This window comes from Aquamicrobium soli (assembly GCF_042646345.1).
In the GTDB taxonomy this organism is placed as follows: Bacteria; Pseudomonadota; Alphaproteobacteria; order Rhizobiales; family Rhizobiaceae; genus Mesorhizobium; species Mesorhizobium soli_A.
Genome location: NZ_JBHRTK010000017.1, coordinates 1 through 23536 on the forward strand (window position 1 = coordinate 1; position 23536 = coordinate 23536).

The window sequence follows — 23536 nt, forward strand, 5'->3', positions numbered from 1 at the left end:
ATGGTCGCTTATCGCTCACGCTGGTTCCGCCCTTCGGGCGGCGCTGCGCGGGGCGCGGCGCACAGCGCCGACGGCCGGTCGGCCTCGCGAAGCTTAAGCTTCGAGGTCGATCACCGCATAAGCCGGCGACGCGCAGTCGCGCTTGCGAAGCTAAAGCTTCGAGGCAGGCACGAAAAGAACGGGAAGGACCAACAGGCAGTCGGGAAACATATTCCCTTACTCCCCTGTTCCCCTCCTCCCCAACCCAGCTTCTCGTTTGAATGTGCGCTTTGCCGACCTGGTGGTTATGGCGGAGCGGCTGCACCCGATCCCATTCCGAACTCGGCCGTGAAACGCTCCAGCGCTGATGGTACTTCGTCTCAAGACGCGGGAGAGTAAGTCGCTGCCAGGTCTGCTAAACGCACAGTCAAAAATCTCTTCGCATTCAATAAACACCCGCCGGACATCAACCCGGCGGGTGTTTTTGTTTGTCCTGCGCGGCTTTCTGCCAGCGCGAGTCCTATCGACGGCACCCTCTGGATAGGACGGATGAATTGGCGGGGGTATTGGCCGTGGCGAAACCGGCTGGGTAGCTCACGCTTCCCGGCCGCGTGAGATCGAAGCGGATTTCGTCATCCGGCTGCGAATCGCGGCCACGAGCGCGTCGCCGGCGCCGGCGAGGGCGCCGCTGTTGTCGATCTCGACCACCTCCCGATCGGCCTCGGCCGTCGTCACGCTACGCGCCAGCCGCGCCTGCTGGCGCCCGGGGTCTTCCCGGCCGCGTGCGGCCAACCGGGCGGCGAGGATTTCGGGGCGACAGCTGATTCTTATCGTAACCACCCGGCCGAAGGCCGCGCGGATGGCCGGCAGGGCGGCGCGTGAGCCGTTGACCACGGCAATGCCGCCGCCTGCCAGGTGGCGGTGGACGGCGGCCGGGATCGCGTAGTGCAGGCCGTGCGCCTGCCAGGCGACCGCGAACAGGCCCGAAGCCTGGGCGGCGAGAAAAGCGTCTACCGACAGCGAATCATGATCCTCGGCTTCGGGCGCGGCGGGACGCGTTATCACCCGCCGGACGAAAAGCACGGCCGGATCCGCGCCCAGCCTGTCGCGGGCGTAGCTTAGAAGACTGTCCTTGCCGGCACCGCTCGGCCCGACGACCGCGATCAGCGTGCCATGCCCGCCTGTCCCGGCGATCGGGGCCGCGACGTCTGCGGTTTCAGACGACACGGTTGCCCTCGCGCCAGACCGAGCGAACGACGGGAATGCCGGCTGGCCGCCGCACGCGCACCAGGTCGGCGCGCAGGCCTGGCGCGATGCGACCGCGGTCGCCGAGGCCCACCGCATCGGCGGGGTTGGCAGTGACCAGACTTATGCTTTGCGGCAGCGACATGCCGCCGTCCTCGTCGGCCAGCAGGAACGGCGCGTGGATCAGGCTGAAGGGCACATAGTCGGAAGACAGCACGTCCAGCACGCGCGCGTCGGCCAGGGCCTTCGCAGAAATGTTACCGGAATGGGATTTTCCGCGCACGATATTGGGAGCGCCCATCAGCACCGCCATGCCGGCCTGGTGGGAGGCCTGCGCCGCTTCCATGCTGGTGGGGAATTCGGCCAGCCGGACGCCGAACGTCTTCGATTCCTCGACATGCTCGACGGTGGCGTCGTCATGGCTCGCGATCGCGATGCCGCGCTCGGCGCAGGCGCCGGCGATGGCGCGGCGATGAGGGGCGGAGTAGCGGCCCGATTCCTCGATGCGGCGGGCGACGAACTGCTCGAACTCGGCGTCCGACAGGCCACGCTTCTTCTTGTAGTAGAGGACATAGGCCTCCAGCGTCTGGAACTGGCGCTGGCCCGGCGCATGGTCCATCAGCGACGCCAGCCTCACCTGTGGATCAGACGTGAAATCCTCGAAATGGTCGAGCACGTCGGCCGAGGAAACCTCGCAGCGCAGGTGGATGAGATGATCGGCGCGCAGGCGGTTCTCGCCCTGGGCGGTCTCGATCGCGTCGGCAATGGCACGCATTTCGCCGCGCTTGAAGCCGGCATTCTCGTCGGAACCGAGCCGCAGGCAGTCGAACACCGTGGTGATGCCGGACGCCGCCACCTGCGCGTCATGCGCCTGCAGGGCGGCGATGCTGTCCCACACCACGCCGGGGCGCGGGCTGTAGTGCTGCTCCAGATGGTCGGTGTGGAGTTCGACCAGACCGGGGATCAGATAGTCGCCGTCCATGTCTTCGCCGGCGGCGGTCTTGCCCGTATCGATCGCCGAAACGAGGCCGTCGCGAATGAGCAGGGACCCGTTGACGACCTCGTCCTCGAGGACGATTCGGGCATTGGAGAGCACAATTTCCCGCAGCATGTCAGGCACACTTTCTCGCTTCGGAAGGACCGAGGCGGTGGATGGAACGGACGATGAAGTCGGCGCCGAGCTCGGCCTCGGTGAAGAGGGCGACGGCCGAAACGGCGACCGGAGATGAAAGCAGTGGACCGAAATGGTTTTTTAGCGCCGCCTCGACGTGTGCGGCGGTCGCCGCCTCGACCGGGCCGGTCAGCGTCAGGTGGAAACGGAATTCTTCCTTGACGTAAGGATAGCCGTGGCGATGCAGGTAGAGGCGCTGGCGCTCTGATAGCAACTCAGGCTTTCGACGTGCGATCTCGGCTTCGGTCGGCGGCGCGCGCAGGTTGTTGAAGTAGTCGACGGCCGCCGAGGCCAAGGCCGATACCTGGCGCGCCTCGGTCGGGGTCAGCGCGAAGAATTCGCCGATCCGGGTAATCGCGAGGCCGGGCATCGAGAACGGCCCAGCCTGTTCGGCGAAGGCGCCCGTCGCGCTCGCCAGGTCCGCTTCGGTCGATTCTTCGCGCAGGCGGAACGGCGCCACCAGCGTGGCGTGAAAGCCATAGCGGCGCGGGTCGCGTGTCAGGGCGTGGAACTCTTCGGCGGAAAATCCGGGCGGGACGTTCGGTTCAGCCGCCTTGCCGGTGAAGGCGCTGCGCCCCAGCCAGGACTCGGCCGCCTGGGTCAGCGGATCGCCGGCCGGGGGTGTGAAATAGAGAGCGTGGCGCATCACAGGAACAGCTTGCGCAGGCGCTGCGACAGCAGGTCGAGCAGCGACACGGTGACCAGCATGATGATGAGCATGGCCGAGGCCTGCGGGTAGTAGAAGCCGCGGATGGCTTCGAACAGCACCTGGCCAATGCCGCCGGCGCCGATGACGCCGAGCACGGTGGCGGCGCGGACATTGGATTCGAAGCGGTAGAGCGCATAGGACATCCACAGCGGCATGACCTGCGGCACCACGCCGAAGATAATCTCCTGCAGACGCGAGGCGCCGGTGGCGCGGATCGCTTCGACCGGGCGGGCGTCGATCGCCTCGACGGCCTCCGAAAACAGCTTGGCGAGAATGCCGGTGGTGTGGATGAACAGCGCCATCACGCCGGCGAACGGGCCGAGGCCGACGGCTACGACGAACAGCACGGCAAAGACGAGTTCATGGATCGAGCGGCAGGCGTCCATGATGCGGCGCACGGGCTGCACGACATACCAGGGCGCGAGGTTGCGGGCCGACAGGATGCCGAAGGGAACGGCGAAGATCGCGGCAAGGAACGTGCCCCACAGCGCGATCTGGATCGTGGAGAGCATTTCCACGAGATAGTAGCGCCATTCGGAAAAATCGGGATGCAGGAAGCCCCTGGCATATTCCGCCATGTTGCCGGCGTCGCTGAACAGATAGGTCCAGCGGCTCATCTCGGCCGGCGCCCAGCTCCAGGCAAGCAGGACGACGAGCGCGATCCACGAGACCCAGGTCCACAGGCTGCGTGACCACTCACGCTCCACTTCGGGGCGCGCGGCGGCGGCGGACGCGATCTTGGCGGTCTGGTCCATGAAAAGTGTCCTGGCAATGCGCCGGCTGTCCTCGAATGACAGCCGGCAACTTCATCGTGGGTCGGGACGGGCGGGCAATCAGCCCTGAAGGGTCTTCAGCCTGGCCTCGTATTCGGCCTTCTGCGCCTCGAGCGGCTCGATCTTCGCCTTCCTGTCGGCGTCGGAGAGCGAGGCGTCGGCCTCGATCTGCGCGATCTTCTTGGTGAGTTCCATCACGCGGATCGGCAGCAGCTGGTCGTCGCTGGAGGCGCGGAAGGGCGCCCATTCGAGACCGGCGAGCACTTCCTTCTCATGGGCGACGTCGCCCTTGGACTGGTCGGTGCCATAGGTCAGGAAGAAGTCCTTGATCTTGGCCTTGGTTTCCTCCGACAGGTCCTTGCGCCAGACCACCGGGTCGGACGGGATCAGCGGCGACTTCCAGATCACCTTGATCTTCTCGAAGGCGGCCGGCTGGTTGCGCTCGATCAGTTCCAGGTTTTCGGTGTTGTTGGCGGCCGCGTCGACCTGGCCGTTGGCGACCGCCATGGCGTTGGTCTCATGGTTGGCGTTGGTGACGTTCTTGAAGCAAGTCTTGGGGTCGACCTTGTTGGCCGAGAAGACGAAGGTCATCGGCACCAGGTAGCCCGAGGTCGAGTTCGGATCGCCGAGGCCGAAGTTGAGGCTCTTGTCGCATTTCAGCAGGTCGTCGATCGAGGTCAGCTTGCTGTCCTTGGGCGCCAGGATCAGCGAATAGTAACCCGGCTCGCCGCTGACCGGCACGGTCTGGACGAACACCTCGCCATCGGCGCGGTCGACGGCTTCCATCGCCGACTTGTTGCCGTACCAGGCCATCTGCACCTTGCCGAAGCGCATGCCTTCGATGACGCCGGCATAGTCGGAGGCGAAGAAGGGCTTGACGTCGAGACCGGTGGCCTTGGCGAAGTCGGCCAGCAGCGGGTCCCACTTCGGCTTCAGGTTCTGCTGCGATTCGGTGGAGATGATGCCGAAGTTGATTTCTTCGGCCATGGCGGCACCCGACAGCGTGAGCGACAGCGCGGCGGCGATGGTGCCCTTGAGGAATAGGTTCATGGCAAGCTTCCCTGCTTGTGGTTGGGTTTTATCGATCGTTATGCGAAGGCCGGGATCCGTCCCGGTTCCGGCACACACCTGGGTTTTGCCGGCTGCATCGGTGCGTTCGGCAAGATCAGCTCTTCGGAATTGTCCCCGTAGAGGTCGACGAGCATCTGGTCGGTAAGCTCCGAGGAGGGACCGTCGAACACGATGCGGCCGTCGCGTAGCGCGACGGTGCGCGGACAGTATCGGCGCGCATACTCGACCTGATGCAGCGAGACGACACAGGTGATCCTCTCGTCGCGGTTGACCGCCGCAAGGATTTCCATGACGCGCCGCGCCGAGGCCGGGTCGAGCGAGGCGATCGGCTCGTCGGCAAGCAGAATGTCGGAGCGCTGCACCAGCGTGCGGGCGATCGCCGCGCGCTGCTGCTGGCCGCCCGACAGGGTGGAGGCGCGCTGCCAAGCGACTTCCGGAATGCCGACGCGGGCCAGCGCCTCGCGCGCCTTCTGCTTTTCCTCGGCGGTGAAGAGGCCGAACGTGCCGCGCCAGACCGGAATGCGGCCGAGATTGCCGAGCAGGACATTGGTCAGTACCGACATGCGGCCGACGAGATTGAACTGCTGGAAGACGACGCCGATGCTACGGCGCATGTCTCGCGCCCTCGCGGCGAGGCGGCCGCCGTCCTGCATCGCGCTGTCCAGTATGTCGATCCGGCTCTGCCCGGGCTGGCCGGTTTCGAGACCGCACAGGTGGCGGATCAGCGTGCTCTTGCCGGAGCCGGAGGCGCCGATCAGGGCGACCATTTCGCCGCGCTGGATTTCGAGGCTGACATTGTCCAGGGCGCGCTTCTTGCCGAAGCTCTTGGACAGGTTGCGGACGGAGATGGCCGTCATAGCATCGCTCCTTTCCGTTCGTTGAAAAGTCCGGTGAGCCGGATTTCTCGCGGCCCGATTGCGGTTGACCCATACCGTGCCGCCTGGCCCGGCAGGCGGGCGACGGCGCTGGCGGTCGTCACGGATTTAGCGCCGGCACATGACGGCCGGGTGTCGCGTGCATGTCAGTTCGATGACGCCTGCCGATTTCCACAGTTCACGCCGCCTTCTTCGTCGGCGAGAATCCGGTCACGTCGATGATCACGTCGGCGGCCGCGTTGCGCACCTCGGTGTCGTGGAAGATGCCGAGCAGGGCGGTGCCGGCGCGCTTCTTCTCGGCGATCATCTCCACCACCACGTTGCGGTTGGCGGCGTCCAGCGAGGCGGTCGGCTCGTCGAGCAGCAGGATCGGATGATCGGTGATGAAGCCGCGCGCGATGTTGACGCGCTGCTGCTCGCCGCCCGAGAAGGTGGCCGGCGGTAGCGCCCACAGCCATTCCGGCAGGTTGAGGCGGGCAAGCAGTTCGCCGGCGCGCCGTTGCGCCTGCGCATGGTCCGCGCCGCGCTCGACCAGCGGTTCGGCGACGATGTCGAGCGCGCCGACGCGCGGCACCACGCGCAGGAACTGGCTGACATAGCCGATCGTCTCGCGGCGCAATTCCAGGATGGTGCGCGGGCCGGCGGTCGCGAGGTCGACGTCGCCGCCACGATGGCGCACGACGATGCGGCCGGCGCTCGCGCCATAGTTGCCGTAGAGCATCTTCAGGATCGAGCTCTTGCCGGCGCCGGACGGGCCGCCGAGCACGGCGCAGGTGCCGAAATGGAGCGAAAAACGGGCGTTGGCGATGACCGGCAGTTCGATGCCGTCGCGCAGGTGCATGGTGAACGTCTTGCCGAGGCCGGACGCGGTAAGGGCGGGTGCTTGCACGGTAGACCTCAGGCCTGGAGGATGGAGGAGACGAGAAGCTGCGTATAGGGCGCCTGCGGGTCGTCCAGCAGGCGGTCGGTAAGGCCGTGCTCGATGACGTGGCCGTCCTTCATGACGACCATGCGATGCGACAAGAGGCGTGCTACGGCGAGGTCGTGGGTGACGATGATGACGGCGAGGCCGAGATCGTTGACGAGGCCGCGCAGCAGGTCGAGCAGGCGCGCCTGCACCGAGACGTCGAGGCCGCCGGTAGGCTCGTCCATGAAGACGAGGCGCGGCGCGGTGACGAGGTTGCGCGCGATCTGCAGGCGCTGGCGCATGCCGCCGGAAAAGGCGCACGGCTGGTCGTCGATGCGGTCGGCGTCGATCTCGACGCGGCCGAGCCAGTCGGTCGCCGTCTCGCGGATGCGGCCATAGTTGCGCTCGCCGACAGCCATCAGCCGCTCGCCGACATTGGCGCCGGCCGATACCGTCATGCGCAGCCCGTCCGCCGGATTCTGGTGCACGAAGCCCCAGTCGGTGCGCAGGAGCAGGCGGCGTTCCGCTTCCTGGAGGCCGTAGAGGTCGCGCATCTCGCCGTCGCGCATGCGATAGGAAATCGTGCCCGATGTCGGCTCCAGCCGCGTCGAGATGCAGTTGAGCAGCGTCGACTTGCCGGAACCCGACTCGCCGACAATGGCCAGCACTTCGCCCGGCCATACGTCGAGATCCACGTCGGCGCAGCCGATGCGGTTTCCGTAGGCCTTGGTCAGCGAACGCACGGAGAGCAGCGGCAGGTCTTCGCTGGCATGGTCGAATACCGCGTCGTTTCGAAGCGCGATCGTCATGGCAGTGCCTCCCCGCTCATTTCGCCCCGATGACCTTCGGCGCGGCGTGTCTCGCAATGGTCGGTATCGGAGCAGACGAACATGCGCCCGCCCCGGTCATCGAGCACGATCTCGTCCAGGTAGACCTGTTCGGCGCCGCACAGCGCGCAGGGCGTATCGAACTTCTGCACCTCGAACGGATGCTCCTCGAAATCGAGGCTCACGACTTCGGTGTGCGGCGGCAGCGCGTAGATGCGCTTCTCGCGGCCGGCGCCGAACAGTTGCAGCGCCGCCGACATGTGCATCTTCGGATTGTCGAATTTCGGCGTCGGCGAGGGGTCCATCACGTAGCGCCCCTCGACCTTGACCGGATAGGCGTAGGTGGTGGCGATGTGGCCGTTTCTGGCGATGTCCTCGTAGAGCTTGACGTGCATCAGCCCGTATTCTTCCAGCGCGTGCATCTTGCGCGTTTCCGTCTCGCGCGGTTCGAGGAAGCGCAGCGGTTCCGGAATCGGCACTTGGTAGACCAGCACCTGCCCCTCGCCGAGCGGCGTTTCGGGGATGCGATGGCGGGTCTGGATGATCGTCGCCTCGGCCGTGCGGGTCGTGGTTTCGATGCCGGCCACGCGCTCGAAGAATTTTCGGATCGACACCGCGTTGGTGGTGTCGTCGGCGCCCTGGTCGATGACCTTGAGCACGTCGTCCGGCCCGAGGATCGCGGCCGTCACCTGCACGCCGCCGGTGCCCCAGCCGTAGGGCATCGGCATTTCGCGGCTGGCGAAGGGCACCTGGTAGCCGGGAATGGCGATCGCCTTGAGGATGGCGCGGCGGATCATGCGCTTGGTCTGCTCGTCCAGATAGGCAAAGTTGTAGGTGGTGTTGCGGCTCAGCGCGGTCATTCCGCGGCCTCCTGCATGTCGGGCTGGGTCACGCTCTCGCGCGCGGCATATTCGGCGCGCATGGTGCGCACCAGGCCGAGTTCGGCCTGGAAATCGACGTAATGCGGCAGCTTCAGGTGCTCGACGAAGCCGGTCGCCTGCACGTTGTCGCAATGCGACAGCACGAATTCCTGGTCCTGCGGCGGCGCGACGATATCCTCGCCCAGTTCTTCGGCGCGCAGCGCCCGGTCGCACAGGGACATCGCCATCGCCTTGCGCTCCGACTGGCCGAACACCAGCCCGTAGCCGCGCGTGAACTGCGGCGGCGCCTTGGCCGATCCCTTGAACTGGTTGACCATCTGGCATTCGGTCACCTGGACGCGGCCGAGCGGCACGGCGAAGCCGAGTTCGGGGACGAAGAATTCCACCTCGACCTCGCCGATGCGGATTTCGCCGGTGAAAGGGTGCGAGCGGGCATAGCCGCGCTGTGTCGAGTAGCCGAGCGCCAGCAGGAATCCCTCGTCACCGCGCGACAGGCTTTGCAGGCGCATGGCGCGCGCCATCGGGAACTCGACCGGCGTGTGGTTGATGTCGCCGGGGGCGGCCTGTTCAGGCAGGTCGATGTCCTCCTCGATCAGGCCTTCGCCACCGAGGATGGCGGCAATCCGTGTCGTGGGCTCGGCGGACGGCTCCCGTCTCTCGCCGGCCTCGATCTCCGGGTCGCCCTCAAGGTCCGGGTCGAACAGGCGGTGGGTGTAGTCGAAGGTCGGCCCGAGCAGCTGGCCGCCCGGCAGGTCCTTGAAACAGGCCGAGATGCGCCGCTCGATCAGCATCTCGCCGGTGTCGATGGGTTCGCTGTAGCCGAAGCGCGGCAGGGTGGTGCGATAGGCGCGCACGAGGAAGATCGCCTCGATCAGGTCGCCGCGCGCCTGCTTGATGGCGAGCGCCGCCAGCCGGCGGTCGTAGAGCGAGCCTTCGCTCATCACCCGGTCGACGCCGAGCGCCAGTTGACCGGCGATCTGGTCGAGCGTCAGGGCCGGAACCGAGCGGTCGCCACGGCGGCGGTCGGCCAGCAGCCGGTGGGCATTGTCGATGGCGGCCTCGCCGCCCTTGACTGCGACATACATGGCTAGTTCTCCCGTGCGATCAGGCGGGCGCTGCGCGGCAGACAGGCGAGGGCGCCGCCGGCGACGAGCACGAGGTCGACCCCGCGCGGAAAGCGCTGTCCGTTCTCGGTCCATTGCGCGGCGAAATCGGCCGGCAGGCCGCGCGGAGCGAGCGTCGTCTCGCCTCGGATTCCCGGACCCCGGAACGTGAGCGGCGCGCCACCGTCGAAGGCTTCGACGGCAAGGACCAACGTTGCCGAGCGGTCCGGATATTCCTGCGTGCCCTGCGCGAAGCTGTGCAGTGGGGGCAGGGCGGAGCCGGCGGTGGCCAGCGCGAAAGCCGCTTCTGCGGGCTGCGCGACGATCGGCGCGCCGGTATGGAACACCAGCCATTCGCGCACGGCCTCGCTTTGCGCCAGCGCCGGGTCCAGCCAGAGCGGCGTGTCGGCATCGGCCAGCGTGCAGGCGAGCGCGCCGACGAGCGGCGGCAGCGGTGACGGCGGGACCACCGGCAGCTTGACGTGGATGACGGTCGCGGGCCGCGCCATGGCGTCCATCACCGCCCGGAAGACGGCCTGCGCATCCTCAGCGGGGTCGGCAAAGCCGCCCTCCAGTGCCGTCGTCGTCTCGCGCATCAGTCTTCTCCCCGAACCATGGTGAAAAAGTCGACGCGGGTGGCGGCTGTCTGCTCGCGCTTTTCCATGTCCGCCGCGTCGAGTTCTTGCCGCAGCGGCGCGATCATTCGTGCATCGACGAGCGCCGCCGTCTCCGGTGTCTGGCACACCGCATCGACGAGCACGGCAATGCGGGCCTTGTCCATGTCGCGGCCGAGCGCCACCGCGTGGCCGACGGACCCGTCGTCCAGCCGGACGCTGGCCCGCGTCACTGTCGCCTCGCCGAAGTTGAAAGGCTCGCCACTGCCGCCCACACGGCCGCGCAGGGTGATGAGGCCGCATTCGGGTCCGCGCAGGGCGCGGTGGCCGGGCGCAAGGGCGAGGTCCGCCCATAATTCGCGCAGCCGGGCGGTGCTGCTGCGCGCCAGGACCGCCATCCGGTTGCGGCGCAGGATAGTCTCTTCGGGGTGAGGCATGCGTGCTCCAATTTGTCTAATCATCTAGACAAGTCGATGAATTGGAGCCACCATAGCCGTGCCAGATGACGGCCACGTGACAGCTTTGGCAACGGCAGAGGAAAAGCATGACGGCGCATTTGCAGCGAGGTCTTGGGGTCGCCCTCTGGCGGCAGGTGGCCGACGGCATCAGGGCGGGTATCGCCAACGGACTGGCCGGCGAAGCGGGCCGGTTGCCGCCGGAAGCCGAGTTGGCGCAGCGCTTCGGCGTCAACCGCCACACGGTGCGGGCGGCGATTTCCGCGCTCGCCCATGAAGGCGTGCTGGAATCGCAGCAGGGGCGCGGGACCTATGTGCGGCGTAGGCAGCGTCTCGTCTATCCGATCGGCGAGCGCACCCGCTTCTCCGCCGGGCTTGGCGACCAGGCCCGCGATACGAGCAGCGAAATGGTCGGCACGGCGAGGGAACCTTCCACCCTATGGGTTGCGACGGCGCTGGGGATCGAAACGGGGAAAACGGTCATCCGCGTCGAAAGCCTCGGCAAGGCCGACGGCGTTCCCGTGTCGCGATCGACTTCCTGGTTCGACGCGCGGCTGTTCGACGGCATAGCCGAGCTTTTCTCCAGCACCGGTTCGATGACGGCAGCCCTTGCCGGTTTCGGCGTCCGCGACTATCGCCGCGCGTCGACCTCGATCGAGGCGCGCCATGCCGAGGAGGCCGACACGCGCGAACTGAACCTGGCGCCGGGAGCCATCGTGCTCGTCACGCGTGCCGTGAATTGCGACCTGTCGGGGCAGCCCGTCCAATGCTCGGTGACCCGATTCGCCGCCGACCGGGTGGAACTGTCGGTCGAGGCTCCGGCGCCCGGCAGCAGCGGGTGAAGCCGTAAGCCGAACGGGAGTTGTCGCGGCCGACCGCCGGCCAATCGGCCTATGCCGGCACCGTCTCGGCCCGGCGCGCGCGCACGAACGGTCCGTGCGGGATTTCCGGCGGCGCGAAGCTTTCAGCGCTGGCGCGGTCCCAGCGGCTATACCAGTCGCCGAGTTCCGCAATCTCCTCGCCCGACACCAGAAAGCCGTCCGGCAGATAGGGGTAGGCTTCATTGCCGTCGAGGAACTCGTTGTCCTGCTGGCGGAACATGAAGTGATAGGGCATGAAGTTGCTGGGATGGGTGAGGCCTGCCGCCCCCGCGATCTCGCCCAGCGCATGCATGGTGTTGCGGTGGAAGCGCGCGACCCGGTCGCTCTTGTCGCCGACATCGATGGCGCGCTGGCGCAGCGCATCCTGCGTCGCGATGCCGACCGGGCAGCGGTTGGTGTGGCAGGACTGCGCCTGGATGCAGCCGATGGCGAACATGAAGCCGCGGGCGGCATTGCACCAGTCGGCCCCGAGCGCGATGGCGCGTGCGATGTCGAAGGCCGAGACGATCTTGCCGGCGGCGCCGATCCGTACCTGGTCGCGGATGCCGGCGCCGCGCAGCGTGTTATGGACGAAGGTCAGCCCTTCCAGCATCGGCATGCCGACACGGTTGGCGAATTCGACGGGTGCCGCGCCGGTGCCGCCTTCCGCGCCGTCGACGACGATGAAATCGGGCACGATGCCGGTCTTCAGCATTGCCTTGACCATGCTCATGAATTCGCGGCGATGGCCGATGCACAGCTTGAAGCCGACCGGCTTGCCGCCCGAAAGCACGCGCAACTCCTGGACGAACTCCATCAATCCGACAGGGGTGGAAAAGGTGCGGTGGGCCGCCGGCGAGATACAGTCGAGTCCCATCGGGATGCCGCGCGCCTCGGCGATCTCCGGCGATATCTTGGAGGCAGGCAGCATGCCGCCATGGCCCGGCTTCGCGCCCTGGCTCAGCTTGATCTCGATCATCTTGATCTGCGGATCGGCGGCCAGTTCCGCGAAGCGCTCGGGCGAGAAGCCGCCCTCCTTGTCGCGGCAGCCGAAATAGCCGGACGCCACCTGGTAGACCAGGTCGCCGCCGCCCTGGCGATGGTAGCGGCTGATGCTGCCTTCGCCGGTGTCGTGCGCGAAGCCTCCCTTCCTCGCACCCGTGTTCAGCGCCAGGATGGCGTTGCCGGAAAGCGCGCCGAAGCTCATGGCCGAGATGTTGTAAAGGCTCATCTCATAGGGTTGCCGGCAGGCCGGGCCGCCGACCAGCACGCGAAAATCGGTATCGGCGATGGTCACCGGCGTCGCCGAATGCGTCAGCCACGCATAGCCCGAGCCATAGACGTTCTCGGTGGTGCCGAAGGGCCGCTTGTCCTCGTCGCCCTTCGCCCGCTGGTAGACGAGCGCCCGATCCTCCCGGCTGAACGGGATTTTGTCGGTGTCGCTCTCGATCATGTACTGCCGGATTTCGGGCCGGAAGCTTTCCATCAGGAAGCGCAGGTGCCCCACCACCGGGTAGTTGCGAAGGATGGAGTGCCGGTGCTGGCGCAGGTCGTGGACGCCGAGCACGAACAGTGCGCCGGCAATAAGCGCCGGGACAAGCAGCCATGCGCTGTGGAACGCCGCGCCGGCGATGAACACAAGCGAGGCGAGCGCCGTGATGAAGAAAGCCGCGTAGCGCTGGTGGGAAAAAACGGACTTCATTCGATCTGCCGGTAGGTCTCGTCTGGAAGGATGCCCCCCACTAGCCGCAAACGCCCATATCTTCAACGGCTCGCGTTGGTCGGGCTCACGCCCGCTTCGAGGTAGCGCCTTCTTCTATGCGCGGCAGGAACCAGGTGAGCAGGCCGGCCAACGGCAGGAAGCCGCAGAGCCAGTAGACGCTTTCGATGCCGATGCTGTCCGCCAACCCGCCGAGAATGGCGGCCGCGATGCCTGCCAACCCGAAATTGAGGCCATAGAACAGCCCGCCGATCAGGCCGACGCGCTCCGGCAGCAGTTCGATGGCGTAGATCAGGATCGAGGCGAAGGCGCTGGCGATGATCAGGCTGATCGTCACGGTGAGCACACCGGTCCAGAAGAAGTTGGCGTAGGGCAGCAGCAGGGTGAAGGGCAGCGGCCCGAGCACAGAGATCCAGATGATGCGGTAGCGGCCGATCCGGTCGCCGGCGATGCCGCCGATCAGCACGCCCACGGCCTGGGCCAGCAGGAAGACGAACAGCATGACCTGCGAGGTCGGGATCGACACGCCGAAACGCTCGATCAGGTAGAAGGTGTAGAACGACCGGAAGCTCTCGACATAGGCGACCTTCGAAAACATCAGCAGGGTAAGGACAACCATCCCGGTCATGACGGTCGCGCGCGAAAGTGGCGGGTTGCTTGCGGTGCCGCCCGAAAGCGAGGCCTTCAGCGTCGCGATATGCCGGCGGATCAGGGCATGCTGCCCGGCGGTCCAGACCATCAGCGCCATGGCCAGCAGGGCCGCCAGTGTGAACCAGGCGAGGCTCGCCTGGCCGTGCGGCACGATGATGAAGGCGGCAAACAGCGGTCCGAGCGCGCCGCCGGCCTGGCCGCCGACCTGGAACACGCCTTGCGCCAGCCCCTGCCGGCCGCCGGAGGCCTGGCGCGCGAGCCGGGTCGCCTCGGGATGGAAGATGGCCGAGCCGATGCCGATGCAGGCGACGGAAACAAGGATGATGCCGTAGCTCGGGGCAAAGCCGAGGCTGGCCAGCCCGACGAAGGTGAAGGTCATGCCGACCAGCGTCGAATAAGGCATCGGGCGCCGGTCGGTGACATAGCCGACCACCGGCTGCAACAGGGAGCCCGCGATCTGGAAGGTGAGGGTGATGAGCCCGATCTGGACGAAATCGAGCGCGTAGCTGTCCTTGATGATCGGATAGACGGCCGGGATGAGCGACTGGATCAGGTCGTTGAGCAGGTGCGTCAGCGCCAGCACGATCAGCACGGCCATATAGGTGCGCGGCTGCGTGGCGGAGAGAGGGACCTGGTTCAACTCTTGTCTCATCCAGTGGGGATTGCGTTGCGCGGCGGGTTCACCCGATCTTGCCGCACCCTATCCCCATGCCGATCCGAAGAAAACGGCCAGCGAGGGCCATACGGGCTGGTCCAGCGCCATGAAAATGAATCGTGACGAAACGCCGCCCAGCTGCCGCCGGGGCAGCGCATTGCGCCCGGATCGGGCAGTTGGAATTATCCTGCTGGGTTTCACCGAAAGCAGCTGTTCTTTCTCTCCGCCTCCAATTAAGGACAATCCCGCATTCAGGGGTGGCGGATGTCTTTGGTCGATCTGGCTTTCGACCGCGCGGCGGTCGCGGCGTGGCACGACGATATCAACAGCGGTTGTCTGTTCAATGCGGCTTCGGTGCGCGGCGTGCAGGCGGCGCGCGTGCTTTTTTCGCCGCGCTCGTCGGTGGCGCCGCAGCTATGGCTGCAGCTCCGGATCGGCCGCCGCCGATACATGTACCGCAAGGCGGTGATGTATTTTGTCGGCGCGCCGTTCGGCTGGCGCGTAAGGCATGTCAATCGCAAGGCGCCCTCGACCACCGGCAGCAAGCACAAGGCCAGCCAGAGGCTGCGGGAGGCCGGCCTCCCGGTGCCGCAGGGGCGGATTTTTACCCGCGACGAGATCGATGCGGCATTGGACTATTTCCGCTCGCTCGGCTGCGAGGCCTGCGTCAAGCCGGACCGTGGCCTGATGGGGGAGGCCATCGTGCCGCGTATCGGCGAGGTGTCGCAGTTCCGCTCGGCTTTCCTCAGTGCCACGGAAAAATATGAGCGGATCGTCGTCGAAGAAAGCGTTGCCGGCGAGGTCATCCGCTACATGGTGGTGGCAGGCAAGGTGGTCGCGGTGCGCCTCGACCGGCCCGCCAGCGTGGTCGGGGACGGCGTCAGCACGATCGCCGAACTTGCCGAGCGCAGAAACGCCGAGACCCGTTCGGCCAACCTGCCCGTGTGGAATGAAATGCCGCTTGATGGCGAGGCGGAGCGGATACTGGCCCTCGACGGCTTGTCGATGGCCTCGCGCCTGCCCGAAGGCAAGCGCGCTTTCCTGAGGGCAACCTCCAATATCCCAACCGGTGGCGACGGCATCGGTAATCCCGAGGGGGTGCATCCGAGCTATGCGCAGTCGGTATTGAAGGCCGTCGCGGCCATCCCTGACCTGGCCCTGACGGCGGTCGACGTGATGGTGGCCGACTACCGGCAGCCGGCGACCCTGGAAAACCACTGGTTTCTCGACCTGAACTCGGCACCGGGAATCGCGAATTTCCATTTCCCCAGGGAAGGGGAGCCTTCCGACGTCGCCGGACACATCATGGACTGGTTGCTTGCCGGCGGCCCTCGGTAACCCCTTCGGATCACCTCAAGGACAGAGAAAACAATGGCTCCTCCCGCGGCTTCGCGCGTCCTCCTGTTCGCGATCCAGACCAGCCACGCAGGCAGTTGCCGCCTACCCAAGCTCTTCAAGGAGGCGGGCTTCCGGGTGGGGGTGCTTGGGCTGCGGTCGAGCCTGCTTCATGCCTCGCGCCATTCCGACGAGCGATTTCGCCTGCGGGCGCGCCGCTTCGAACCGCTCATCCGTTCCAGCCTCGAGAAGGCGTTCGACGCCTTTCGGCCCGACATCATCGTGCCCTGCGACGAGCGGGCCGTTTCGATCGTCGATCATTGGATCGGCGGCCAGCAAGCTTCGCCGCTGAGTGCCGGGCTTCGCGACTGCCTTGTCGCCTCGCTCGGCAAGCCGGAACGGCTGGCGGAGCGTTCCTCGAAGCTGCGGACGCTGGAACTGGCCCGGTCGATCGGCGTGCGCACGCCGCGCGAGACCAAGGTGACCAGTCGCGCCGAATGCGAGCAGGTGGCCGCCTCGTTCGGCTATCCGGTCATCCTCAAGCTTTCGCACGGCGCCGGCGGCAACGGCGTCCGCTTGTGCCGGACGGCCGAGCAGCTCGGCGCCGCCTTTCGGGATTTCGAGCGCGGCCTGTCGGCCGTAAAGGCATGGCGCAGGCGGCTGCTGAGGCGCGATTGGTTCGGCTCCCGCTTCGATATCCTGGTCCAGCAATTCATTCCCGGGCGCCCTGCCATGAGTTGCATCGCCGTGTCTGGCGGCCGTCCGCTGTCGATCGTGACCGGCTTCGCCGAAAACGTGACCGAGCCGATGGGTCCCGCGAGCATCGTGCGCATCGTCGACATTCCCGAGATCCGACAAATGACCCAGGCCATGGCGGAGGCGTTCGAGGCCTCGGGCTTCCTGTCGTTCGACTTCATCGTCGACGAAGCGGGCCGCGCCGTACTTCTTGAATGCAACGCGCGGCCGACGCAGATCATGCATCTTGGCCATCTGGTCGACGTCGATCTGGCGCGGGCCCTTCACGGAGCCTTGCAGGGCGCACGTGAGGCGCCGTGCGAAGCGCCGCGCGGAGAACGCGAAGTCGCGTTCTTTCCGCAGGAGTGGAAACGCGATCCGGCAAGCTCCACTGTCGCGAACGGGTTCCACGACGTCCCCTGGGAAGACCCTGTGCTGCTACGGGCCATTCTGGGCAAGCGGCCCGTCAACTGGAGACGGCGTCATATCCCGTGAGTAAGGCTTTCGACGGCGCCGGGGCGGTGATCCTTCTGGGTGAACGCTGCCAAGTTGCAAGCGCGGGCAAACGGAGAGTACACAATCTCAAATCGTATCGCGCACGGCGCGACCGATGGCTTCCGCCAGGTGATCTACGTCACTCGCCTGGGTGGCGTGCGAAGTCACCAGCCTTGCCAGCATACCATCCTTCTCGTCCTCCACGGTATAGAAGCTGAAGCCCTGTCCGCGCAGGCGGTCGCATGTTGCACGATCGAGCCTGAGGAAGACCATGTTGGTCTGAACCGGATGGTGTGGAACGATGCCGTAGCTGGTTTCCAGGGCGGTTCTCAGACGCGCCGCCATGGCGTTTGAATGGCGAGCCGAGTCAAGCCAAAGGTCTTCCTGGAAACAGGCTTGGAGTTGCGCCGCCAGAAACCAGATGCGCGACGGCAGGTGGCCCGACCGCTTCATCAGCCGCCTGAAATCCCTGGCTTGATCCCGGTCGAAGAACAAAACCACCTCGGCGCCTATCGCTCCGCTTTTCGTGGCTCCGAGGCAGAGGACGTCGACACCGGATCGCCAGGTCAGTTCGGCCGGCGAGGCCTCCGAGGCTGCAACGACATTGCCAAAGCGCGTGCCGTCCATATGGACCGCCATGCCGTGCTTCCTGGCGAAGGCGGCCAGCCCCTGTACTTCGCCGGCGGAATAACAGGTTCCCGTCTCGGTAGCCTGGCTTATTGATAAGGCAGTGCTGCGCAGTTGGTGCACGTCGTCGCTGGCACCGAGAGCACGCATGCAGTGCGCCACATCCAGCTTGCCGGCGTCGCCATCGATCGGCTTGAGCCTGACGCCTGGATTATTGAACTCCACCGCGCCACACTCATCCAGGTAGATATGCGAAGATCGATGACAAAGTATCTGGCCGAAACGGTCCGATAGCTGTGCGAGCGCCAGGGCGTTTGCGGCCGTACCGGTAAGGATCGGAAAAGCCGCCACGTCATGTTCGAAGATGCCGGCGAACATGTCTTCCAGCGCGGCAGTGATGCCGTCCTCGCCGTATGCATCCATCCAGCCGGCGCAGTTGTGAAGCGCGGCATCGAGGAATTCCGCCCTGGGTGGGGCGACATTGTCGGATCTGAAATCGGAGATCATTTTGTGCTCGAAGTGTTTATCGCCTGACATGCCGGCAGCGGGCGCTCCGCTCGGCCGTCGGCACGTGACATGACCGGCCGGTTCCGTTTCTGGAGATGGCGATACAATCTCATGCGGCTGCCGTTCAGGCCGGCACGCTGCGTGCTGCCGGCCCTTGGATTCACGATGGGCCGGACCCGCGGGGTCAGGCCTTCAGCCAGCACCTCGCCAGAGCATAGCCATTGCTCATGTCATCATTCGGATCCTTGACCCAGCCTCCGACCTTGTCGGAAGCAACGGCGTTGATCCATTGATTGAAGTACGGAACGATCAGGCCACCGGTGTCCTTAAGGACCATTGCGGCGTCATGGTACATCTGCTTGCGCTTGGCCTGGTCGAATTCGCCACGGGCCGCCATGATCAGTTGATCGAAGGTTTCGTTGGAGAAGCGTGTGTCGTTCCACTCGGCACCGGAGAGGTATGCGGTGGAGTACATCTGGTCCTGAGAGGCGCGACCGCTCCATTCCGACAGCGAGAACGGTTGCTTGTTCCAGACTTCGGCAAAATAGCCGTCGCTGGGCTCGCGCTTAACCTCAACCGTGATGCCGGCCTGGGCGCAGGTCTGCTGGTACAATTGCGCGGCATCGATGGCGCCCGGGAACGCCACGTCAGAAGTTCTGAGCACGATGGGGCCGCTGTGTCCCGATTTCTTGTAGTAGTGCCTGGCCTGGTCGGGATCGAACTCACGCTGTGGAATATCGTCGGAGAACAACGGATAGGCCGAGTTGACCGGAAAATCGTTGCCGACCTCTCCGTAGCCGCGCAGGACACGGTTCAGCATCTGCTCGCGATCCATGGCCAGCTTCAGCGCCATTCGCATGTTGTTGTCGCTGAATGGCGCCGTATCGCAGAACATGTTGAAGACATTCAGGCTTTTGCCCGTAACGGTCTCGACGGTTACGCCCGGGACGCGCTTGACCAGATCCACCACCTTCGGCTCGAGGCCGTCGATCATGTGGACCTGGTTGCCCTGCAATGCCGCAATACGGGCCGTGGCATCGTTGATGACGATGATCTCGATCTGGTCGGCATGGCCGAGGATGTCGCCTTGCCAGTAGTTCCTGAACTTTTCGCCTCCGTGGCGAATGCCCGGCTGGTTCACCGTCACCTTGTAAGGGCCGGCGCTGATGCCTGCGGCCGGGTTGTCCACGCCGCCGTTCGGCTGGATGACGAGGTGATAGTCCGTCATCAGATAGGGGAAATCGACATCGGGCGTTGCCAGGGAGACGATCACCTCCCTGCCGTCGGCCTTGATGTCCGTGATGTTCTTGAGGATGCCGTAGGCGCCGGATTGGGACTTCTCGTCGCTATGGCGCCTCAATGTGGCCGCCACGTCTTCGGCGGTCACCGTCTTGCCGTTGTGGAATTCGATACCGTCACGAATCTTGATGGTCCAGGTTCTGCCCTGGTCCGACGCACCGAATTCCTCGGCGATCAGGTTCTCGAGTTCGGCGTTCGGGGTCATCCGTGCCAGAAACTCGCCCCACATCTTGCAGAAATTGATCGGAAGCTGGCTGCTGATCAAGGCCGGGTCCAGACTGTCGCTGGAGGCGCCGCCACGCAGCCCCGCCTTGAGGAGGCCGCCTTTTATCGGCGACTGCGCAAAGGCCCGGTCGGCCAGCGAACCGGCTATCGCGGCAGACGCCCCGAGCGCAACGGCTCGCCCGAGAAAGGCGCGCCGCGAAAGCCTTCCCTGCCGGGCCAGTTTTGCCAGGTAATCATATTCATCGGACATGCAGTTCTCCCTCTCACTACGTTGTCTTTTTTGTTGATCAAGCTTGGAGGCGCGCCGACGTCACGCCGACTGCCGCTGGAGTTCGGCAAAATCGCGCACGTCGTCAGCGAGACTGTTTTCGCAATGTTCGCGGATCGCCTGCTCGGCGATATGAGGATCGCCAGAGAGTATCGCGTCGATGATCGGCTGATGCCAACTCACCAGGTCAATGCGGCATGGCCAGTGCTTTTCCGACCAGCGATAGAGCCACTCGAATTTATTCGAGAGGCCGAAATACTGCCGCGAAAGGCTGCGGTGCCCGGCGAGACTCACCAGTTCCCGGTGGAAATCCAGGTCCGCATCCACGCGGTCACTGCTGCTTCCTTTTTCTTCCGTCTCGCGCAGGCGGTGGAAGGCCTTGTCCAGCCTGTCCCGAACTTCGGAGGTCAAGGACCTGGCCACCAGCCGCACGGCGAGTCCCTCCAGCGCTGAGCGAAGGGTATAGGTTTCCCGGAGCTCTCTTTCGGAAATGTCGCGTACCGCCCAGCCCGTATAGGCCTGCTTGACGACCAGATCTTCCGCTTCAAGGGTCGAGAGGGCTGCGCGGACCGTTCCCCGGCCGATGCCGAGTTGCGCCGCAAGGTCCATTTCGACCAGCCGGGATCCAGGCTCGAGCCTTCCGTGCACGATCTCGCTGCGCAACTGATCGGCGGCGCGATCCGCGAAACTGAGTCTCTCGATTTCCATTGGCTCTCCTCCAATGACCAGTTGCCTAGCATGCCCGTCGATTGGCGACAATCGCCAATCGTAAAAAGACATCGCTACGGGTGTCGGTCGCATCGGCTACCGTTCAGCCTTCCTGCCGATGCAGGGCTGTGACGCAATGACAGTTATGATTGTCGCGAGCCCTGCCGCACGGACCTGCAGGGCTATTCGCACGATCGTGCTCACCGGCTATCCGGCGTGCGACACGCCGGGGCACGCCAAACGCCGCACCGGAAACAGCCGGATAACGCGGGGTTCGAAGGCAGATCGCCTGCGGCGAACAGCGCGTTATCCGAGTGCGGCGACCGCGTTCAGGCCGTTTTCCTGTAGGGGATGTTCCGGGCCAGCCAGCATCCGACGGTAAGGCCGCGAGGGGCGCCGGCTGCGTCGCGCTCGACCTGGATGGTCCAGTCGCCGGGGGCGGGAGCGTCCATCGAGCGCTGGCAGGAGAGGACGGAGACATCCGGCCCCACCGGGTAGATCGTGTGCATGGGGCCACGGCCGAGCAGGCCCTCGAAGCGGCCGAACAGGGCCGTTCCGGCCTTGCCGATTTCCAGCGAGGCGTCCAGTTCGTCGGAATGATACCGCCCTTCCAGTCCGGGCAGCGCCTCGCCCTTGACCCGCGCCGCGCGGGCGCTGAGGTTTTCGCCCGGACGGTTCAGCCGGATGGTGTCGCCCTCGCGCGCCAGCGTCAGCGTGGCCGCTTCGGCGGCATCGTTCGACGTCAGGCGCAGCCGCTCGGGCGAAGTCGCATAGTGCGCGTCGAGCATCGAGCCATCCGCTTTCACGCTGAGCAGAAGGCCGTTGGCCTTGTCGAGATAGTTGCCGTTCCAGGCGGCGTCGGCGGTAACGGTGGACGCGGGGGGCTCGTCATGGCCAAGGGCGGCGCGCAGCAGCATCCGGGCCGCTTCGTGGGAATCGGCTTCGTGGTTGAGAAGGACCACCACCGACAGGCGTTTCGACGCCGCGTGCATGCGCTGCAGGCGAAAGCCGCGCAGTGCGCCGCCATGCCCGGTCACCGCGATGCCGTCGACCGTCTCGTGCGAGAGGCCGAAACCGTAGCGGGCAGCGGTGCCGTCGTTGAAGGTCTGCGGCCGCGACAGGCGCCGATAGAGCCCTTCGGCGTCGTCACGGGTGGCGTCGATGTAGCGTTCCCATGCCAGCATGTCTTCCAGCGAGGCCGAGATACCGGCATCGCCCGTCCAGTAGATGCGGTTGGTGGCGGGGAAGAAGCCCACCTCGTTGTTGCCCTCATAGCCGACCACGCCATCCACGGGCTTGCTGGTGTCGGCGGTCAGCAGGGCTGTTTCCATGCCGGCGGGCCCGAACAGCCGCTCGGCATAAAGCTCGGCAAGGGAGCGCCCCGCATGATCCTCCAGGAGATCGGACAGGATGCGGAAATTGCCGTTGGAATAGGAATAGCCGCTGCCCGGCTCGAAATGGGGGGTGCGCATGCGCGCCAGAAGCGGTTTGGCGTCCGCGCGCCCGAACACGCCCTCGGGATGCGCGCCCTGCGTTACCGTCAGCGCCCAGTAATCGCGCAGGCCCGACTGCATGTTGCAGAAATTGGCGACGGTCGGCATGCGGCCTTCGAGGCGGGGCAGGAAATCGCCGACGCGGGCGTCGAGTCTCGCAGGATCGCCGACCAGGTCCAGCAGGACGCCGCAGGTAAACTGCTTGCTGATCGAGCAGATCGGCAGGCGGGTGGCCGTCGTCATGGCCTGGCCGCTCGCCATGTCGGCATATCCCCATGCCTGCCGCGCCAGCACCTTGCCGTCCGCCACGACGCCGGCGACACCGCCCGGCCCCTTGAACTTTTCGGGCAGGGCTTCGAGTGCCCGGTTCAGGGATGAAAGATCGATTTCGCTCGCCAATGCGGGACTCCCGATGCTGCCGCCATGTATGGGCCGCTATTGACGACACCTCGTCGCGGAAGTCAATTTCTCGCGGTGGCGGCCCCGGGATATGCGTGGGCGGCTCCGAACACGTCGAGCAGGCCACGGCGCACGGCAATGGCGGCCGCCTGTGTACGGTTGCGCGCGCCCAGTTTCTTCGTCGCCGTGCTCAGGTGAAGCACGACCGTCGGGATCGAACGGCCGATGAAGCGGGAAATCTCCTTGGCCGAGTAGCCGTCGGCGCAGTAGCGCAGGCACTGTCTTTCCCGCGCGGTGAGATGCACCGGGGCGAGGTCCGGCAGGGTGTCCGCATAGGCCTGGTACGCGGCCTCGTGGAAGACCTGCGCGAGCAGGCCGAAATCGGCGATGTTGTGCAGCGCGTCGTCCGCCGTCACGCCCGGCTCCAGCGTGCCGGTCACCGTGGCGTAGCCGCCATGCGGCATGTGGATGGGCACCGTCACGCCGGCCGGCATGTCGTTGTCGAGCAGGTAGCGCGCCACCGGCTCGGTTTCCGAGGTCACGAAACGGCGGATGCGGGTGTCCGCTCCCGGTTCGTAGTTCCAGAAGAAAGGCACCGACGTGCGCGCGGCGAGCCGTTGCACCGGATCGATCAGGAAATATCCCCGGTCGCACCAGTATTCGTGCATGCCGCTGGCGATGTTGCGCAGCTTCATCAGCGCGGGGATGGCGATGTGGCCGCTGGGGTCGATCGGGACCGCCGTATAGTCATAGATCATGGCGCCGAAACCGAGTTTCTTCATGGCTTCGAAGGCATGGTCGATGCGCCCGTCGAGGGTCTGGTGCCGGGCGAACTGGTGCCTGATCGTCTCAATCCGGTCGAGCATGCGTGCCGCCCGTCTCCTTCTTCGCTGGGGAAATCTCCCTGAACCTATCATTTCTTATAGCTGGTGAAAGCAGGGCTGGCGAA

General features: G+C 65.7%; 22 protein-coding genes and 1 rRNA gene. 4 read left to right on the forward strand and 19 right to left on the reverse strand.

Features of this window, described 5'->3' with window-relative positions; genetic code table 11:
- Positions 1-276 precede the first annotated feature (276 nt).
- Positions 277-391 (forward strand): 5S ribosomal RNA (gene rrf, locus ACFOHJ_RS18170).
- 182 nt (positions 392-573) lie between these two features.
- Here the strand turns inward: rrf and phnN are convergent.
- The 12 genes from phnN to phnG all read right to left on the reverse strand — a co-directional run bounded on the left by phnN (position 574) and on the right by phnG (position 10592).
- Positions 574-1206 carry a phosphonate metabolism protein/1,5-bisphosphokinase (PRPP-forming) PhnN gene (gene phnN, locus ACFOHJ_RS18175; protein ID WP_378223061.1) on the reverse strand — a complete coding sequence of 211 codons (633 nt, stop codon included), beginning with the start codon at positions 1204-1206 and terminating at the stop codon, positions 574-576.
- Complete coding sequence (locus ACFOHJ_RS18180; RefSeq protein WP_378223063.1) at positions 1196-2335, reverse strand: alpha-D-ribose 1-methylphosphonate 5-triphosphate diphosphatase; 1140 nt, start codon at positions 2333-2335, stop codon at positions 1196-1198. Before ACFOHJ_RS18180 ends, phnN begins: the two co-directional genes overlap by 11 nt.
- A gap of 1 nt (position 2336) precedes the next feature.
- On the reverse strand, positions 2337-3041 hold the full coding sequence (locus ACFOHJ_RS18185) for a DUF1045 domain-containing protein (protein WP_378223065.1): 705 nt from the start codon (positions 3039-3041) through the stop codon (positions 2337-2339).
- Positions 3041-3859 (reverse strand): phosphonate ABC transporter, permease protein PhnE, encoded by an 819-nt coding sequence (phnE, locus tag ACFOHJ_RS18190; protein WP_378223068.1) that lies wholly within the window; start codon positions 3857-3859, stop codon positions 3041-3043. The genes ACFOHJ_RS18185 and phnE overlap by 1 nt, the downstream gene beginning before the upstream one ends.
- A gap of 78 nt (positions 3860-3937) precedes the next feature.
- Complete coding sequence (phnD, locus tag ACFOHJ_RS18195) at positions 3938-4927, reverse strand: phosphonate ABC transporter substrate-binding protein (protein WP_378223070.1); 990 nt, start codon at positions 4925-4927, stop codon at positions 3938-3940.
- A 38-nt stretch (positions 4928-4965) separates the two neighbouring features.
- On the reverse strand, positions 4966-5805 hold the full coding sequence (gene phnC, locus ACFOHJ_RS18200; RefSeq protein ID WP_378223071.1) for a phosphonate ABC transporter ATP-binding protein: 840 nt from the start codon (positions 5803-5805) through the stop codon (positions 4966-4968).
- 196 nt (positions 5806-6001) lie between these two features.
- Positions 6002-6712, reverse strand: a complete 711-nt coding sequence (phnL, locus tag ACFOHJ_RS18205) for a phosphonate C-P lyase system protein PhnL (RefSeq protein WP_378223072.1) — start codon at positions 6710-6712, stop codon at positions 6002-6004.
- Between the two features lie 8 nt (positions 6713-6720).
- Positions 6721-7539 carry a phosphonate C-P lyase system protein PhnK gene (phnK, locus tag ACFOHJ_RS18210; RefSeq protein WP_378223074.1) on the reverse strand — a complete coding sequence of 273 codons (819 nt, stop codon included), beginning with the start codon at positions 7537-7539 and terminating at the stop codon, positions 6721-6723.
- Positions 7536-8417: an alpha-D-ribose 1-methylphosphonate 5-phosphate C-P-lyase PhnJ gene (locus tag ACFOHJ_RS18215; protein ID WP_378223077.1), complete on the reverse strand. Its 882-nt coding sequence runs from the start codon at positions 8415-8417 to the stop codon at positions 7536-7538. The genes phnK and ACFOHJ_RS18215 overlap by 4 nt, the downstream gene beginning before the upstream one ends.
- Positions 8414-9523, reverse strand: coding sequence for a carbon-phosphorus lyase complex subunit PhnI (locus tag ACFOHJ_RS18220; protein WP_378223080.1), 1110 nt, complete (start codon positions 9521-9523; stop codon positions 8414-8416). The genes ACFOHJ_RS18215 and ACFOHJ_RS18220 overlap by 4 nt, the downstream gene beginning before the upstream one ends.
- Positions 9524-9525: 2 nt before the next feature.
- Entirely contained in the window at positions 9526-10137 is a 612-nt protein-coding gene (gene phnH, locus ACFOHJ_RS18225; RefSeq protein ID WP_378223082.1) for a phosphonate C-P lyase system protein PhnH, read from the reverse strand.
- Entirely contained in the window at positions 10137-10592 is a 456-nt protein-coding gene (gene phnG / locus ACFOHJ_RS18230; RefSeq protein ID WP_378223084.1) for a phosphonate C-P lyase system protein PhnG, read from the reverse strand. The genes phnH and phnG overlap by 1 nt, the downstream gene beginning before the upstream one ends.
- Positions 10593-10699: 107 nt before the next feature.
- On the opposite strand from phnG, the gene phnF reads away from it, so the two are divergent.
- Positions 10700-11452 (forward strand): phosphonate metabolism transcriptional regulator PhnF, encoded by a 753-nt coding sequence (gene phnF / locus ACFOHJ_RS18235; RefSeq protein ID WP_378223086.1) that lies wholly within the window; start codon positions 10700-10702, stop codon positions 11450-11452.
- Positions 11453-11501: 49 nt separating this feature from the next.
- Here phnF and ACFOHJ_RS18240 read toward each other — a convergent pair whose 3' ends face one another.
- Positions 11502-13172 (reverse strand): FMN-binding glutamate synthase family protein, encoded by a 1671-nt coding sequence (locus tag ACFOHJ_RS18240; protein ID WP_378223089.1) that lies wholly within the window; start codon positions 13170-13172, stop codon positions 11502-11504.
- An 85-nt stretch (positions 13173-13257) separates the two neighbouring features.
- Positions 13258-14439 carry an MFS transporter gene (locus tag ACFOHJ_RS18245; protein ID WP_378223117.1) on the reverse strand — a complete coding sequence of 394 codons (1182 nt, stop codon included), beginning with the start codon at positions 14437-14439 and terminating at the stop codon, positions 13258-13260.
- Positions 14440-14760: 321 nt separating this feature from the next.
- Between ACFOHJ_RS18245 and ACFOHJ_RS18250 the strand changes: the two genes are divergently transcribed.
- Positions 14761-15834 (forward strand): hypothetical protein, encoded by a 1074-nt coding sequence (locus tag ACFOHJ_RS18250; RefSeq protein ID WP_378223090.1) that lies wholly within the window; start codon positions 14761-14763, stop codon positions 15832-15834.
- A 33-nt stretch (positions 15835-15867) separates the two neighbouring features.
- The gene (locus ACFOHJ_RS18255) at positions 15868-17061 is read left to right on the forward strand and encodes an ATP-binding protein (protein WP_378223093.1); all 1194 of its coding nucleotides are present in this window, start codon (positions 15868-15870) and stop codon (positions 17059-17061) included.
- 87 nt (positions 17062-17148) lie between these two features.
- Here the strand turns inward: ACFOHJ_RS18255 and ACFOHJ_RS18260 are convergent, their stop codons facing one another.
- The 5 genes from ACFOHJ_RS18260 to ACFOHJ_RS18280 form a co-directional block, all read right to left on the reverse strand.
- A complete protein-coding gene (locus tag ACFOHJ_RS18260; RefSeq protein WP_378223095.1) occupies positions 17149-18195 on the reverse strand; it encodes a threonine aldolase family protein in 1047 nt (348 codons plus the stop codon).
- Positions 18196-18379: 184 nt separating this feature from the next.
- On the reverse strand, positions 18380-19969 hold the full coding sequence (locus tag ACFOHJ_RS18265) for an ABC transporter substrate-binding protein (protein WP_378223098.1): 1590 nt from the start codon (positions 19967-19969) through the stop codon (positions 18380-18382).
- A gap of 60 nt (positions 19970-20029) precedes the next feature.
- Positions 20030-20695 carry a GntR family transcriptional regulator gene (locus ACFOHJ_RS18270; protein ID WP_378223100.1) on the reverse strand — a complete coding sequence of 222 codons (666 nt, stop codon included), beginning with the start codon at positions 20693-20695 and terminating at the stop codon, positions 20030-20032.
- A gap of 329 nt (positions 20696-21024) precedes the next feature.
- Positions 21025-22587: a D-aminopeptidase gene (locus ACFOHJ_RS18275; RefSeq protein WP_378223102.1), complete on the reverse strand. Its 1563-nt coding sequence runs from the start codon at positions 22585-22587 to the stop codon at positions 21025-21027.
- 62 nt (positions 22588-22649) lie between these two features.
- A complete protein-coding gene (locus tag ACFOHJ_RS18280; protein WP_378223104.1) occupies positions 22650-23453 on the reverse strand; it encodes a helix-turn-helix transcriptional regulator in 804 nt (267 codons plus the stop codon).
- Between the last annotated feature and the right edge of the window lie 83 nt (positions 23454-23536).

Coding starts and splice junctions, on each gene's coding strand:
- ACFOHJ_RS18180 (WP_378223063.1), bottom strand. CDS start 2,335: ATGCTGCGGGAAATTGTGCTCTCCAATGCCCGAATCGTCCTCGAGGAC.
- ACFOHJ_RS18185 (WP_378223065.1), bottom strand. CDS start 3,041: ATGCGCCACGCTCTCTATTTCACACCCCCGGCCGGCGATCCGCTGACC.
- phnE (WP_378223068.1), bottom strand. CDS start 3,859: ATGGACCAGACCGCCAAGATCGCGTCCGCCGCCGCCGCGCGCCCCGAA.
- phnD (WP_378223070.1), bottom strand. CDS start 4,927: ATGAACCTATTCCTCAAGGGCACCATCGCCGCCGCGCTGTCGCTCACG.
- phnC (WP_378223071.1), bottom strand. CDS start 5,805: ATGACGGCCATCTCCGTCCGCAACCTGTCCAAGAGCTTCGGCAAGAAG.
- phnK (WP_378223074.1), bottom strand. CDS start 7,539: ATGACGATCGCGCTTCGAAACGACGCGGTATTCGACCATGCCAGCGAA.
- ACFOHJ_RS18215 (WP_378223077.1), bottom strand. CDS start 8,417: ATGACCGCGCTGAGCCGCAACACCACCTACAACTTTGCCTATCTGGAC.
- ACFOHJ_RS18220 (WP_378223080.1), bottom strand. CDS start 9,523: ATGTATGTCGCAGTCAAGGGCGGCGAGGCCGCCATCGACAATGCCCAC.
- phnH (WP_378223082.1), bottom strand. CDS start 10,137: ATGCGCGAGACGACGACGGCACTGGAGGGCGGCTTTGCCGACCCCGCT.
- phnG (WP_378223084.1), bottom strand. CDS start 10,592: ATGCCTCACCCCGAAGAGACTATCCTGCGCCGCAACCGGATGGCGGTC.
- phnF (WP_378223086.1), top strand. CDS start 10,700: ATGACGGCGCATTTGCAGCGAGGTCTTGGGGTCGCCCTCTGGCGGCAG.
- ACFOHJ_RS18240 (WP_378223089.1), bottom strand. CDS start 13,172: ATGAAGTCCGTTTTTTCCCACCAGCGCTACGCGGCTTTCTTCATCACG.
- ACFOHJ_RS18245 (WP_378223117.1), bottom strand. CDS start 14,439: ATGGCCGTGCTGATCGTGCTGGCGCTGACGCACCTGCTCAACGACCTG.
- ACFOHJ_RS18250 (WP_378223090.1), top strand. CDS start 14,761: ATGTCTTTGGTCGATCTGGCTTTCGACCGCGCGGCGGTCGCGGCGTGG.
- ACFOHJ_RS18255 (WP_378223093.1), top strand. CDS start 15,868: ATGGCTCCTCCCGCGGCTTCGCGCGTCCTCCTGTTCGCGATCCAGACC.
- ACFOHJ_RS18260 (WP_378223095.1), bottom strand. CDS start 18,195: ATGATCTCCGATTTCAGATCCGACAATGTCGCCCCACCCAGGGCGGAA.
- ACFOHJ_RS18265 (WP_378223098.1), bottom strand. CDS start 19,969: ATGTCCGATGAATATGATTACCTGGCAAAACTGGCCCGGCAGGGAAGG.
- ACFOHJ_RS18270 (WP_378223100.1), bottom strand. CDS start 20,695: ATGGAAATCGAGAGACTCAGTTTCGCGGATCGCGCCGCCGATCAGTTG.
- ACFOHJ_RS18280 (WP_378223104.1), bottom strand. CDS start 23,453: ATGCTCGACCGGATTGAGACGATCAGGCACCAGTTCGCCCGGCACCAG.